General features: G+C 61.2%; 10 protein-coding genes. 4 read left to right on the top strand and 6 right to left on the bottom strand.

Features of this window, described 5'->3' with window-relative positions:
• Positions 1-1065: 1065 nt before the first annotated feature.
• Positions 1066-2262 carry a phage portal family protein gene (locus tag ACTO3O_RS06805; RefSeq protein ID WP_297832891.1) on the bottom strand — a complete coding sequence of 399 codons (1197 nt, stop codon included), beginning with the start codon at positions 2260-2262 and terminating at the stop codon, positions 1066-1068.
• A 663-nt stretch (positions 2263-2925) separates the two neighbouring features.
• Here ACTO3O_RS06805 and ACTO3O_RS06800 point away from each other — a divergent pair.
• Positions 2926-3084 (top strand): hypothetical protein, encoded by a 159-nt coding sequence (locus ACTO3O_RS06800; RefSeq protein WP_304709345.1) that lies wholly within the window; start codon positions 2926-2928, stop codon positions 3082-3084.
• 1526 nt (positions 3085-4610) lie between these two features.
• On the opposite strand, the gene ACTO3O_RS06795 is transcribed toward ACTO3O_RS06800, so the two are convergent.
• The gene (locus ACTO3O_RS06795) at positions 4611-5594 is read right to left on the bottom strand and encodes a hypothetical protein (RefSeq protein WP_298081155.1); all 984 of its coding nucleotides are present in this window, start codon (positions 5592-5594) and stop codon (positions 4611-4613) included.
• Positions 5595-5742: 148 nt separating this feature from the next.
• Here ACTO3O_RS06795 and ACTO3O_RS06790 point away from each other — a divergent pair, with 148 nt between their 5' ends.
• Entirely contained in the window at positions 5743-5937 is a 195-nt protein-coding gene (locus ACTO3O_RS06790) for a hypothetical protein (RefSeq protein ID WP_298081157.1), read from the top strand.
• A 795-nt stretch (positions 5938-6732) separates the two neighbouring features.
• On the opposite strand, the gene ACTO3O_RS06785 is transcribed toward ACTO3O_RS06790, so the two are convergent.
• The 3 genes from ACTO3O_RS06785 to terL form a co-directional block, all read right to left on the bottom strand.
• Entirely contained in the window at positions 6733-6882 is a 150-nt protein-coding gene (locus ACTO3O_RS06785) for a hypothetical protein (protein ID WP_298081158.1), read from the bottom strand.
• A 439-nt stretch (positions 6883-7321) separates the two neighbouring features.
• Positions 7322-8176: a Clp protease ClpP gene (locus tag ACTO3O_RS06780; protein ID WP_297832902.1), complete on the bottom strand. Its 855-nt coding sequence runs from the start codon at positions 8174-8176 to the stop codon at positions 7322-7324.
• A 1736-nt stretch (positions 8177-9912) separates the two neighbouring features.
• The gene (terL, locus tag ACTO3O_RS06775; protein WP_297832886.1) at positions 9913-11448 is read right to left on the bottom strand and encodes a phage terminase large subunit; all 1536 of its coding nucleotides are present in this window, start codon (positions 11446-11448) and stop codon (positions 9913-9915) included.
• A 206-nt stretch (positions 11449-11654) separates the two neighbouring features.
• Here terL and ACTO3O_RS06770 point away from each other — a divergent pair, with 206 nt between their 5' ends.
• Entirely contained in the window at positions 11655-11837 is a 183-nt protein-coding gene (locus tag ACTO3O_RS06770) for a hypothetical protein (protein WP_297832884.1), read from the top strand.
• A gap of 1559 nt (positions 11838-13396) precedes the next feature.
• Here the strand turns inward: ACTO3O_RS06770 and ACTO3O_RS06765 are convergent.
• Positions 13397-13771: a hypothetical protein gene (locus ACTO3O_RS06765; RefSeq protein ID WP_298080857.1), complete on the bottom strand. Its 375-nt coding sequence runs from the start codon at positions 13769-13771 to the stop codon at positions 13397-13399.
• A gap of 279 nt (positions 13772-14050) precedes the next feature.
• On the opposite strand from ACTO3O_RS06765, the gene ACTO3O_RS06760 reads away from it, so the two are divergent.
• Complete coding sequence (locus tag ACTO3O_RS06760; protein ID WP_297829805.1) at positions 14051-14896, top strand: AraC family transcriptional regulator; 846 nt, start codon at positions 14051-14053, stop codon at positions 14894-14896.
• The last annotated feature ends 59 nt before the right edge of the window (positions 14897-14955 follow it).

Genomic DNA, 14955 nt, shown 5'->3' with positions numbered 1-14955 from the left:
TGCGCGGCTCAAAGAGCCGCAAGAGCTCGGCCCAAAGCCCGGCCAACAGCTCAGCCCAATCCACTGCCCAAATCTCAGCCCCATGCTCGGCCCAGCGCGGCGGGAAAACCGTAACCGGTTTTCCCGCCCAAAACAGACACAGCCCCAAGCTCGCCCCAGTTCTCCGTCCCCTATCAGCCTCACTGCGGCTCCGCTTTCGCTCCGCCACTTTTTCCGTCGCCCGCTGGGATTTCATCTCGATTTTGCTCACCGCAAAATGAGCGAAATCCCTCTCTTAGGCGGGCGGGCGACGGAGTTTTGCTCGAAGTCGAGGTTTTTCGCGCGCCGGCGGAAATCCTGTCAAAACGCGCAAGCGCATTTTGACGATTTCCCTCTTTAGGCGGCGGCGCGCGATCCGGTCATTGCCCCGGCTGGAACTGCCCTGCGCGGGCGGCGTCCGGCTAATAAGGCAAAGACAACCCTAACAAAACGCCCGATGGGCGCCCCGGCGGGACAGAGCGATACTGCGTATCGCTTAATCAGCTCAGCCAAGTTCTTGGTGCGCGCCGGGGAAATCTTATTCAAACGCGCATCACGCGTTCGAATGATTTCCTACTTCAGCAATCGCGCGCGGTCGAGCTTTGTCACGCCTAAAACTGCCCTGCGCGGGCGGCGGACGGTTAATAAGGCAAAGACAACCCTAACAAAACGCCCGATGGGCGCCCCGGCGGGACGGAGCGATACTGCGTATCGCTTAAGCAGCTTGGCCCAGTTCTTCGTGCGCGCCGGGGAAATCTTGTCAAAACGTGCCAGCACATTTTGACGATTTCCCTCTTAAGGCATGGCGCGCGATTACTTGAAATAATAAAGGCTGCCCGCCGTGGCGCGAACGCATCCGCCGGGCGGGCGGTGCGTTGACCTGCGGTCTCCCTCGCGCTTGCGAGGCATCGTCGACAAGCCGACGTGCTCTCGCTTCGCTACTCGGGTCCGGTACTCGGAATGGCCAGCCTCTACCCCAAGTAACCCGAAACCTCTACCCCAACACCTCGCGGCAGCCACGGCCCACAAAAAACCTCCCCGCCCCCCCTACAGCTGAGCGAGGAACTGCTGCTGAGTCGGGTCGTCCGGATCGTAGTCGAAGCCGTCCGCCTTGCGCGCCTCCCAAACCCGCATGTAGGCCGGCTTCATCTCGAACGGCGGACGGTTGACGAACGTCAGCGACCGCACCTCCTCGCGGAACACCTCCGCACAGACCCGCCGGATCGGTTCGATGATCTCCTGCTGCTCGACCCGGATCAGCGTGTTGAGCGCAATGTTGTACTCGTGCCGCACCCGATCCGCCGAAAAGCCCGTCGCATACTCCATCCCGCTCAGCGTCCGGAACCACGAGTGCGCCACGATGATATCCGACAACGCCTGGTCGTGGAGCGACTTCCAGTCCCCGTCGCTCGCCGTGGTGATCGGCACGAAACGCGTCGTGTCGCTGTCGATCCCGTTTTTCACGAGGAACATCACCTGCCCCGGTTTTCCGGCGAACCGCTCCTCGGCCAAGCGGGCGATTTCGGCCGCCTCCTGTTCCGAATCCGTATCCCCGTCCAGCACCATCACCCCCGAAGGCTGGAACGAGTTGTCCAACCGCGAGATATTCCATCGATCCGTCTTCCAGACGATCGCCGACGCCCCCATCCCCGCGATATACTTCGGCACGCCGTAGTGTTCGAACATCGGTTCGTAATCCTTGTAATGAATCACCGCCCGGAGCGTACCGTCGGGTCGGGGTTCGAAAGCCGGATAGAGCGGCAGCAGGATCGCCTCCGAAGTCCGGTACTGCTTCCAGTCGTGGTGCAGGACGACGTGGCGGTCGTCGCGCGAGAGTCGACACCGCGTGGCATCCTGATGGTACAGCGCGAGGAAGCTCCGCTTCGGGTCGGTCACCACCTCCAGAAAGGCGTTTCCCAACAGACACCGGTCGAGCGCCAGCCGCTGAACGACATTCCGCAGCGTCTGTCCCTGTCCGTTGGCCTCGGCCACCAGCTCGGCCGTTCTGGGGGCTCCCGTATCGACGCTGAGGCCGCTGCCGCTGATGTAGTCGGCCTTGTCGTTGATGATCCGTCGGTGCACCGTCGAGCTTCTGGAAAGTGCCGCCAGCGCTTCGGGGAGCCGGTTGTCGCTCCCCCATCTCCAGACCTCTTTCCGCGCGGCCTCGGTCACGGGCCTCACGGCAGGCGGTTGGGCCTGTCCGACGACGAAGATTTTACTTTTCGCTTTTCCCGTCATTTTCATATTTTTTGACACTAAAATTTCGATTTACAATACCTAATTAGATTTAGCCCTTTTCCGGGTGTTCCGGATCGGGGCAGAGGCGGTCTGATTGTTTAGGGTAGAGGCGGCCAGTGGAACGCCCTGCGGACGCGCCCCGGGCTACCGCTTGGACACCTCGGGCGCGCTGAAATTCGTCGGAAACAACGGACATTGCTGGACACAGGTACCGATGGTAGACGACATCCGAGTGCATTGTTTAAATTTCGACACGCAGTTCCTATCATCCCAAAACGGACATGCCCACGGCCTCGGTTTTCCGTTGCGCTGCCTCTCGGAATAAACAGAGACGTATTGCTTGGGGCAGAGGCGGCCATGGGTACAGGGCCAGTTCGCTTGCCGAGCGGCATCGCCCCGGGCTTCCGCGACGCAGGACTCAGTGGACGATTGGGGGCTCCAATGAGCATCGGCGAGGGCGGATACAGTTGGGCATCTACAGTTCGCGGCACCTTTGGCATGAACTTGGATTTCCACATGACCGGCCTCAGTCCCAGCCACGCTTACTGCCGTGCCTACGGTCGTCAGTTGCGCTGCCTCTCGGAATAAACGAGGGTCGAGGCATTTGGGGTCGAGGCGACCAGTAAAACGCCCTGTCGGCGGCGCGCCCCGGGCAACCGCTATAGCCATATGGGAACCTTGCATTACAACGGAAATTACGGTTATAGTTATTCGTGCTCAGCCAACGAAACTAACGGTATGTTCTTGGACTTCAATACGCAGGGTCTCAACTCCAGCGGCGGATACGACCGGGCCCACGGTCTTCAGTTGCGTTGCCTCTCGGAATAAACGGGCCGCGTGCCCGCGGTGGGCAAAGGGCTGGAGTTACCCTAACTGGCTCAACTTTGGCAGCCGGAGCCAGCGTAGGCGCAACGAGCATCGCGAAATTGCGGCCCTACGCCGGGGGTGGCTCCGGCCCGCGCGGCTCGAAGAGCCGCAAAAGCAACGCCCCATCACGGAAAGTTCGCCGCCAGCGGTGAGTGCAACGAGCTCCGTCGAGTTGCAGTCCGCCGCATGGGGTGGCGGCGAACTGCGCGGCTCAAAGAGCCGCAAGCATATAACCCCATTCACCACCTAAAACTCTCGGTTTCGGCCTGTCGCCCATCCCCCCGAGGCGCTCCGCGCCTGGGCGACAAGGCCGGCAACCCTAAAGGGTCGCAAGAGCACCGACCAAAAGTTTAACCCAACTCTCCGCCCATTCGTCCTCGGCGCCCCCTCGCGCCGCTATGGCGTCGCCCTCGCCGAGGACGGCGATTCCGCGAATCGCGCTATTCGCTCTCGGTTAAAGCGGATCGCCACCAGCAGGAACGCAACCGAGCTTGCGAAAATGCAATTGCCTTAGCGGGTTGAAGCCTGCGGGGCCTAAAACGAGCATCGCTAGTTGCGGGCCTCCGCTGGGGGAGGCTTTCGGCCCGCGCGACCCTAAAGGGTCGCAAAAGCTCGGCCCAGTTCTCCGCCCCAATTCCGTCGGGTTCGGGCTGCGCGCTCCCCGGGTGGGCCGAAGGCCCAGCGCGCAAGCCCGGCGGTTCTACGAACCGCAAAAGCACCACCCAATTCATCACCAATCTGCCGAGTTCGTTTTCGGCCGCAGCCAGCGGAGAACGAAGACGGAGCGAAAGCGGAGTATTTCGGCCCTCCGCTGGCTGCGGGCCGACCGTTGACACGAGGACTGAACTACTCGCTCTTGGCCCAAAACATATCAAAAAGCATAGCCCAACTCTCCGCCCAAATCCAAGCCTTATACTCGGCCCAGCGCGGCGGGAAAACCGATTACGGTTTTCCCGCCCGAAGAACGAGCACAGCCCAAAGCACAGCCCAGTTCTCCGCCCCGTGTCTACCTCACTGCGGCTCCGCTGTCGCTCCGCCGCATTTGCCGTCGCCTGCTGGGATTTCATCTCTATTTTGCTCACCGCAAAATGAGTGAAATCCCTTTTTACGCGGGCAGGCGACGGATTTCGCGCTCTCCTTTAGGCGGGGCGCGGTCGAGCTTTGTCCCGTCTAAAACTGCCCTGCGCGGGCGGCGGCCGGGTGACCCCGGCGGGACGGAGCGATACTGCGTATCGCTTAATCATTTTTTGGCGTGGCGCGCGGTTACTTTGAAGTAATAAAGGCCGCCCGCCGTGGCGCGAACGCGTCCGCCGGGCGGGCGGTGCGTTGACCTGCGGTCTCCCTCGCGCTTGCGAGGCATCGTTGACAAGCCGACGTGCTCTCGCTTCGCTACTCGGGTCCGGCACTCGGAATCGGCAGCCTCTACCCACCTCCTTTTCTGCGTTCCGACCCACTCACCCTCCGCCGCAGCGGCAAAACACGCACCGTTAGACCTCCGAGTAGGCCGTCACGATCAGCTCCGGCAGCAGATAGTCGCACCCCGCCATGAACGTCGCCCGCTGTCGGTTCTCCATCTGATCCGGATTGTACCACATCGAGACCTCCGACCCCGGAAAATCCGCCGTATTGACCGCCACCGCCAGGTTTCGGCTGTCCGTCAGGATCGCCCACGAAGTCGGCAAATCGCCCACCGTTTCGAGATACCCCTCCGCCTGGATGTCCACCACCGGAATCCCCCGGAACGACAACCGATCGATCCCATTGATCCGCGCCGCCCGGACACTGTCCAGCGACCCGCTGAGCAGGCTCTCCTCATAATTTTCCGCCACATCGCGCGTCACCAGCAGCACCAGTCTCCCGTCCCCCTTCATCGCCCGGAGCTGCGCCGGCGCCTCCGCATAGATCGCCCGGAAGAGCTTTTCGGCATTCCCCGCCGTCCCCATCGGCAACATCGCGACCCGCTTCACATCCTCCGCCCCCGTCCCCGTGTCCGCCACCAGCCGTTTGAGGAATCCGTCGAACGTATTGAACCCGCTGGCCCGTTCCGTATCGCCGACCCACATCGTCGCCCGAATCGCCTCGGCGATCGCCTCGCGGAAGAGCGTCGTTTCGGCCTCTTCGAGCTCCGTGCCCGACAAATCGCCCAGATTGACCTCCGGCCGTCCGACGATCCGTTCGTAGACCATCGCGAAATAGTCCTCCGCCGCATAACCCATTTCGGCCTTCACCTTGTGTAACTGAATTACTTTCTGGTATTTATCCGCCACCTCGCTACCCTTCCACCCCGCCGCATAGCGTTGCAGGAGATCCGTCCCGCGCTTCCAGAAATTGAGCGTCGTCGGCACCGGCATGTTGTACATGACCCGGATCCCGAGCTCCATCGCATCGGGCCCACTGACGAGGGGTCTGAAGAAGACCGATTCGAGTTCGTTTCCGGTATAATTTTTCGGATTTTCAATAATTTTTCCCATTCTGTTTAGTAAGTTTGATTGTTAATAAATTGTGAATGATTCGGTTAATCATCACGTCGAGACTAATCGTCCGTCAGTTTGAGCGATAGAATAATCAGTTTGCGCGTTCGAATGCAGCCTCCTTTCCGGTTTGTTTGTTAATAACTCTGTGCATATCTCCGCCCCGGGCTTCCGCGAAAGGGCGAACGGACATCCCATCTACACCGGCAGCGGTGGCTTCAGCTGGGCAGCAACAGCTCTGAAAAGCAATGGAGGATGTTTGCATTTTAGCATGAACGATCTCGGAGCCGAGGTTACAGACTTACGCGCTTTCGGTTTTCAGTTGCGTTGCCTCTCGGAATAAACGGGAAAGGGAGTCGCGGTGGGCAAGGGGCCGGCGACCCTAACTGACTTAACTTTGGCGGCCGGCGCCAGCGGAGACAAAACGAGCTCAGCGAGTTGGGCCCTACGCCGGGGTGGCGCCGGCCCGAGCGACCCTTTGGGTCGCATAAGCAACGCCTTTTCCTAGCGAGTTCGGGCTGCGCGCTCCGGGGGTGGGCCGAAGGCCCTGCGCGCAAGCCCGGCGGTTCTACAAACCGCGCTACTCGCTTTCAGCCTACAACTGTTCGCCGCCAGCGGGGGCGTAATCGAATCTTTGAAAGTGCAATTGCCTTAGCGGGTCGAAGCCTGCGGGGCCTAAAGCAACGTCAGTTGCGGGCCTCCGCGGCGGGAGGCTTCGGCCCGCGCGACCCTACGGGTCGCAAGAACTCATCCCCATTCTGTAAAGTTCGTCCTTGCGCGCTATTTCGTTCTTAGCTTAAGTCCGCCGCCAGCGGAGAGTAGCAACGAGCCCCGTCGAGTTGCAGCCCGCCGCGTGGGGTAGCGGCGAACTGCGCGGCCCTTCGGGGCGCAAGAGCTCGACCAACGATTCAGTCCAAAGCCAGACCAATGGTTCATCCCATTCACTGTACACAGTCGTCGGGTGCGTTCTTGGCCGCAGCCAGCGGAGAACGAAGACGGAGCGAAAGCGGAGTATTTCGGCCCTCCGCATCCGGGGGCTGCGAGCCGACCGTTGCCACGGGGACTTAGCTACTCGCTCTCGGCCCAAAGCACGGTCAAAAGCACGGACAACAGTTTAGCCCAACCCACAGCCCCATGCTCAGCCCAGCGCGGCGGGAAAACCGTAGCCGGCTTTCGCGCCCGAAAAACGGTCACGGCCCAAAGCAGAACCCAGTTCTCCGTCCCGTATCAGCCTCACTGCGGCTCCGCTGTCGCTCCGCCGCATTTCCGTCGCCCGCTGGGATTTCATCTCGATTTTGCTCACCGCAAAACGAGTGAAATCCCTCTTTACGCGGGCGGGCGACGGATTTTTCGCGCGCCTTGGGGAAATCTTGTCAAAACGCACAAGTGCATTTTGACGATTTCCCTCTTTAGGCGAGGCGCGCGTCTTTGGCTACAGGAGGATACTGCCCTTACGCCGGGCGGGCGGTGCCTCCCGGCACTCGGAGTGGGCAGCCACGGCCCAACTCCCTGCTCCGCGCGCTGGCGGAAGTCTTATTCAAACGCGAACTACGCGTTTGAATGATTTCCTACTTCAGCGGTCGCGCGCGGTTGAGCTTTGTCCCGCCTGAAACTGCCCTAAGCGGGCGGCGTCCGGGTGACCCCGGCGGGACGGAGCGATACTATGTATCGCTATGGCAGCCTCTACCCAATTCTCTGTCCACCCAACCCGCATTGTTAACAATTTGTTAAAAACTTTTCCGTAAACGCGAAGCATCCAAGTGATAAGCCCGGCCGTTGTGCGAAAACTCTGTAAAATCCTCCTCTATCAACCCCGACACAGCAACTCCCGGATCCTCCGACGGCGCCGTTTCGGAACGACCGATCCGACCACGCAAATCCCCCTCCTCGCCGCCTCGCGCCGCCAACGCCGCCACAACCGCACATCCATCTGAAATCGTCATTTTTTCTTCCTTTTGTGCGTTTTTCTCCGAAATAAACCAATTACGAATCCGCTCCGCAGCTCGTTCCCGGAGCTCCCCCCACGCCGTAACGCCTCCGACCCGGTCAGCCAGCCCCGCCTCGACCGCCTCTTCGGGCGAAAGCCACTCCCCTCGCCCTCCGTCCCGCGCCATCCGCTCCCGAAACTCCTCCACCGACCGCCCCGAACGACGCGCATAAATCTGCGCCATCCGCTCATCCGTTTTGTCCAACAACCTGGCCGTCCGTTCCGCGTCGAACGCATTTCCGTCGAGCGTAGTCGTCGCATTATGAATCAGATAGAGCGCCGTCGAAGCGACATACCGCCTTCCCGAAGTCGCCGCCTGCGCCACGATCGTGGCCGCCGAAGCCGTATAACCATAACACACCGTAGTAATTTCAGCCCCCTCCTCCGCCAGCGCACAGAGCGCATCATAGATAAGAAACGCATCCTGCACATTTCCTCCGATTGATCGGATTTTTACCTCGATTTTTCGCGCTCCCGACCTTCCGATCCGTTCGACCTGCTGTCGGAAACGTTCGTAAGTCGCCGCACGCTCCTCCCCCCCTTCGAAACTCCACCACTCCGGCACCCCGATCAGACCATCGATTTCGATTTTCATTTTTCGTCCACCGCTCACGCGGATTTCACCAGGCTTTTGCATAAATAATCGGATTTATAGATTTATTTTATTGATATTCATAAAGATCCATTAACGCCCCCGGGCTACCGCCGCTACGGCTCGGGCACATTGGAGGACATCGGCAACCGCGGTTACAGCAGGTCTTCGACAGTCAATAGTATCTACAGTGTGTACTTGGACTTCCACGTGACGTGGCTCAGCACCAACGAGTCGAATGTCCGCGGATCCGCTTTTCAGTTGCATTGCCTCTCGGAATAAACGGGGGTGCCGCTCGGCACTCGAAAGCTGGCCGCCTCTACCCAAAAGCTGGCTGGAACCACCCCAAACAGCAGCCTCTATCTCCACAGGCCTGCCCCACAAGCTATCTGCATTCTCTACCCGAAGCCCATCGGAGCTATCCTAAATTAGGCCGTCACCTTTTTTTTCATTTATTGCGGTTCGCAGAACCGCGCGGGCCGGAGTCATCCCCGGCGTAGGCCTGCAACGTCGTGGAGCTCGTTTCCGGCCACGCTGGCTCCGACCCTCAAAAGCACTTCCCCCCATTCACCGCCCCATTCTCAGAAGTTCGTCCTCGGCGCACTACTCGCTCTCAGTTCAAGCGGACGAAGCCTGCGGGGCCCACGGCAACGTGAGTTGCGGGCCTCCGCTGCGGGAGGCTTCGGCCCGCGCGACCCTCAAGGGTCGCAGAAGCACAGCCCATTCACCTCTTTTAAGCAGTTCGCCGCCAGCGGAGAACAGCAACGAGCCCCGTCGAGCTGCAGCCCGCCGCTAACGGCGAACTGCGCGGCTCAAAGAGCCGCAAAAGCTCGGCCCAGTTCGCCGCCCCAATTCTGTCGGGTTCGGGCTGCGCGCTCCGGGGGTGGACCAAAGGCCCAGCGCGCAGGCCCGGCGGTTCTACGAACCGCAAAAGCACAGTCCCATTCACCGCCTCCCATTCTATTAGGTTCGTCCTCGGCGCGCCTCCACCGCGCCGCTAATGCGTCGCTCTCGCCGAGGACGGCGATTCTCGAATCGCGCTACTCGCTCTCGGCCCAAATTCCAGCACAAAGCTTGGCCCAGCGCGGCTCGAAAACCGTAATCGGTTTTCGCGCCCGAAGAACGAGCACAGCCCCAAGCCCAGCCCAGTTCTCCGTCCCGTGTCCGCCTCACTGCGGCTTCGCTTTCGCTCCGCCGCTTTTTCGCGCGCCTTGGGAAATCTTGTCAAAACACGCAAGCGAGTTTCGACGATTTCCCTCCTAAAGCGGGGCACGCGTCTTTTTCTCGTCGCCCGCTGGGATTCATCTCGATTTTGCTCACCGCAAAACGAGTGAAATCCCAGCGGGCGACGGAGTTTTCGTGAGTGGGCAAGTTTTTTCGCGCGCCTTAGGCGGGGCACGCGTCTGTCCGACAGGAGGGTACTGCGCTCGGGCCGGGCAGGCCCCGCGTGCCCGCGGTGGGCAAATGGCAGCCTCAGCCCAACTCCCTGTTCCGCGCGCCTGCGCGATTCATCTATATTCGGCTATCGCCGAAATAGTTGAATCGCTTCTTTAGGCGTGGCGCGCGTCTGTTCGACAGGAGGGTACTGCGCTCGGGCCGCGCGGGCCCCACGTCCCGTGGACGGGCGAAACTGCGTTTCGCTGTGGCAGCCTCTACCCAACAACTAATGACCGCCTCTACCCCAACACTCGCAGTCCCCTCCGCCCAAATCCCCCCCCAGCCCCGCCAGACAAAGCGCCTCATTCCTTCGCGAAGCCCCCGATCCGGAGCCGTCCCCGCTTCGGTTCCAGCTCCGTTTCGACAATCCCCGTGAGCACATCCGGCCCATCGTCGTGCGCATTCGCCCGAAACACCCTCCGAAACCCCACCACCTCCGCCGCCAGCTCCGGCCACCTGCGCTGCCAATCCTCCGGGAAACGGATCATCCGCTCCACCGTCGGCGCATACGTCAGAATCCTCGACTCCTTGTTCCCCGCCTGGTGGAACATCCGGAACGTACACCCCCGCATCCCCTCCTCCCTGAGCCTCCGCTCCACCGCCCTTCCGAACCCCCTCCCCCCGTTGTTGCTCTCGATATACGCCACCGTCGTCCCCTCGCGCGCCAACATCTCCGCCACCTCACGCTCCGTCCTCTCCATCGGCTCCTCCGAGTAGACCACCCCCGTGACATAGCACACCCCGTCCGCCCCCACCGCATAACAGATCGAACAGAGCCGATCCCCGCCCGTATCCGCCGTATCCGTATAATTCGCCCTCCGGACGATCCGCTCCGGGAGCCTCGCATACGTTTCGAACCCACCGTACAGGAGCCCCTCCCTGACCACCGGATTCCCCTGAAACAGCGCCTCGAAGAGCACCGGTTCCGTCCCCCTCCTCTGCCTGAGCCACCCCACCGAATGCCTCTGCGGCCAGAGCGCCTCCCCCCTATCCCTCGGATCGATCTGCGTCGACGGCGAACTCTTGATCGCCTCGAACACCACCGCCACCCACCGCTCCGTGCCGCCCCCCCCGATCTGCTCCCACCTCGTCGGTACCACCACCCGCTCCACCCGCATCATGCGACCGATCAAGTCCTCCTCGTGCCACCTCGTCGACACCACCAGCTCCTGCGCCCCATCGTGCAGCCTCGTTCTGACCACCGCCTGATACCACTCCCAGACCCTCTCCCTGACCCTCGGCGAATTGGCCTCCAGCATATTTTTGTACAAATCGTCCGTCACCATCACATCGACCCTGTTCCCCGTGAGCGACCCCGCCCTTCCGACCATCCTCACTCCCCCCTCTCGTCCGACGCAATCGAACTCCTGCAACGTTCTTCTGGCCGTTCTCTCCCCCCTTCTGTCCCCCCCCGGCACCCCCTTCAGCCTCGTCCACGGAAAGATCCTCCCATACGCCTCCCCCTCCATGACCCTCTGCACCTCCCGTCCGAACCTTCCCGCCAGCGCGAACGAATAGGAAGCGACCGCCAGCCTTCGATCCGGATTCCGTCCCAACAGGAACGCCGGCAACAAGACCGCCGCCCCCCTGCTTTTCCCGTGCTGAGGCGGCACACAGACCATCATCCGTCGGATTCTCCCCTCCGCAAACTCCCCCAGAAGCCGGTAATAAGCCTCATGAAACGGGCTCCACTCCATATCCGGCGCCACCTCCCCGACAAACTCCCGGAACGATCTCCTGGCCCTTTCCCACCTCGGTTCGTCGCGCCCGACCACCAGTTTTTCGTTCCGCCTCGGCCCTTCGCTCTTTTTCTTTGGAATACTTTTTTCTTCTTTCAAAACATTTCTCCCGCTTTTAGCACATCCCCCAGCTCTCCACCTCAGCCGTCGCCGCACATCCCCCTCTTTCCCTCCCGAACCTCCACCTCTCTCCCGCTCACTTTCGATTACTTTTTTCCCTCATTAGCATATTTCTCCGCCTTTCATTTCCTAACAACCGATCTTTCCGCCCTCTCCCTTTCGCCCCGGGCTTCCGCGACTCAGGCGTGAATGGTCCTTCGGGCGATCTGGCGAGCGTCGGCAACAGCGGATACAGCTGGTCGTCCACGCCCTATGATTCGGGAGATCGCTACCGTGGGACATATTTGGGTTTCAATACAACGTGGTTTGCATCCAACAGCACAGGTAGTCGTGGCTACGGTTTCCCGTTGCGTTGCCTCTCGGAATAAACGGGGACAAGCAGCACGTAAACACTGACTATAATATAGTTGAACTTTGTGCAGCCGGAGCCAGCGTAGACGCAACGAGCATCGCGAAGTGGCGGCCCTACGCCGGGGGTGGCTCCGGCCCGCGCGGCTCTGCGAGCCGCAGAAGCTCGGCCCAAATTGCGGCCAACAGCACAGCCCAAATCGGCCAAGTTCGGCCTGTCGCCCACCCCCCCCGAGCGGCTTCGCCGCTGGGCGACAGGGCCGGCAGTTCGAAGAACCGCAAAAGCACGCCCCATTGAACTGCCCCATTCTACGATGTTCGTCCTCGGCGCGCCCCCCACGCGCCGCTAATGCGTCGCTATCGTCGAGGATGGCGATTCCTCATGGAATCGCGCTACTCGCTCTCAGTTTTAACGGTTCGCCGCCAGCGGAGAGCAGCAACGAGCTCCGACGAGTTGCAGCCCCCGCATGGGATGGCGGCGAACTGCGCGACCCGTTGGGTCGCAAGAACTCCGCCACCAGCACCGCCCAAATCAGCCAAGTTCGGCCTGTCGCCCATCCCCCCAAGGCGCTCCGCGCCTGGGCGACAAGGCCGGCGATTCCTCGCGGAATCGCGCTATTCGCTCTCGTCCGAGAGTAAAGCCCTAAGCCCGGGCACCAACCTCGCCCCAATTCCGTCGGGTTCGGGCCGCGCGGCTCTGCGAGTCGCAGGAGCTCGGCCAACAGTTAAGCCCAATCCACCGCCCAAAGCTCGTCCCCATGCTCGGCCCGGCGCGGCTCGAAAACCGATTGCGGTTTTCGAGCCCAAAGAACTGTCACAGCCCAAAGCACAGCCCAGTTCTCCGCCCCGTGTCCGCCTCACTGCGGCTCCGCTATCGCTCCGCCGCGTTTTTCGCGCGCCTTGCGCGATTCATTCTATTTCGGCTCACTGCCGAAATAGCTGAATCGCTTCTTTAGGCGTGGCGCGCGTCTTTGGCTACAGGAGGGTACTGCCCTTACGCCGGGCGGGCGGTGCCTCCCGGCACTCGGAATGGGCAGCCTCGGCCCAACTCTTCGTCCAATTCTTTATCCGCGCGCCTAGGGGAAATCTTGTCAAAACTCGCTTGCGAGTTTTGACGATTTCCCTCCTTAGGCGGGGCGCGCGGATGCATTGAAGTAATAAAGGCCCGCCCACAGGGCGTTTTAATAACCGTCTCTACCCCGTTCTCTGTTCGCGCGCCGGGGAAATCTTGTCAAAACACGCAAGCGCATTTTGACGATTTCCCCATTTAGGCGTGGCGCGCGTCTGTTCTACAGGAGGGGACTGCGCTCGGGCCGCGCGGGCCCCACGTCCCGTGGACGGGAAATGCTTACGCATTTCCACTACCAACCTCGGCCCAATTCCTTGCCCCGTTTTTTGTTCGCGCCCTTGCGCGATTCATCTATATTCGGCTCACCGCCGAAATAATTGAATCACTCCTTTAGGAGGGGCGCCGGTTACTTTTAAGTAATAAAGACCGCCTCTACCCCTATACAGCGCTGCCGCCCCGGCCCAACTACCAGTCACGCACGGTCGAGCTTTGACCCGCCTAAAACCGCCCTCACGAGTCATCCGGCGAGACCCGACACCCCCTCGATCGAGCCCTCCTTTCACACGGCACCAACGCCTCCTCCACCTCCCGGAGCGCCCCGTCCGACAACCGACTCCAATCCACCACCGCCCGCTCCCCCTCCTCCTCTTCGCCCTCCGACACAGCCTCCGGCTCCGCCGCCCGCCCCCTCTCCTCCTCCCTCGCCAGCTTCAGCCTCATCTCCACACAACGCTCCAGCCCCCTCAGCGCCGCCATACACCCCTTCGCCAACGGCAACAGATCCTCCTCCAGCCCCTCCGGCTCCAGCATCTTCGCCAACCTCTCGTACGCCTCCTCCACCCGCTCGATCCTCCTCAACCCCTCCCGTAAAATTTCCGCCTTCATACCTTATATAGACAACTAAATATATTTCCCCCCAAACCGCCCCGCCCCCGCCCCCGATTTTCCCACAAAAAATCACCCCCGATAACTCATATGAGTTAAAATTTATTATATTCGCCACATCAATCCCCTATGCCCCCCACCAGCGCCAAAGATATACCACCCCCCAGCCCCGTCCAAACGACACACCAAGCCATTACACCCGAAGAGCCGAGACCGACCCTTTATATTATAAAATTCACCTATCCGACCATTTTCCACCCCCAAATACCCACCCCACCCATGAACACCACCTCCACCTCCCATATCTCCCGCTACCAGATCGACACCAACTCCGGCATCCAGACCATCCGCTACGAACGCCACGTCGTCGGCTACGTCGAACAAGGCACCAAACTGATCCACCTCGGCGACCGCTACGTCACCGTCCGCAGCGGCGAACTCTTCCACCTGAACCCCGGCACCCACTACATCGAGAACGACCCCGCCGGACACGACCTCCCCTTCCGCCAGACCCTCCTCTTCTACAGCCCCAGCGACCTCCGCAACGACTTCATCCCCGCCACCCAAATCGCCGCCACCAACCACCTCTGCTCCACCTGCCGGAACACCACCGACATCTACACCTACCCCGCCTGGCCCCTGATCGAGAGCTACTTCCGCTCCCTGAACCGCCTCCTGACCACCCGCCTCCACCGGCAACGCCCCGAACTCGGCCGGCTCAAAGTCTGCGAACTCTTCCAACTCCTCCAGACCCGACCCGGCTGCTGCATCAGCCGCCCCATGTGCCAAGCCCTCAGCCAGAGCCAACGCACCTTCTCCGACGTCATGCACGCCAACATCTTCACCACCGCCAGCGTCGCCACCCTCGCCGCCCAGTGCGAGATGAGCCCCACCGCCTTCAAGAACCACTGCCAGCGCACCTTCGGCACCACCCCCCACCGCTGGATCGTCGACCAACGCCTCAACCGCGCCCAACTCCAACTCATCACCACCCCCGACCCCATCAGCAAAATCGCCCGCGACTGCCTGATCCCCAACCCCTCCCACTTCATCAAACTCTTCCGCCGCCGCTTCGGTCTCACCCCCCTCGCCTACCGCCGGCGTTACGAAAAAACCGGCCTCTGACCCACCCCCCGAAACCCGAAAAACACTACCTTTGCCCCACACACAAACAACTATCCATT

This window comes from Rikenella sp. (assembly GCF_056799795.1).
This window is presented reverse-complemented; position numbering and strand designations above follow the sequence as displayed.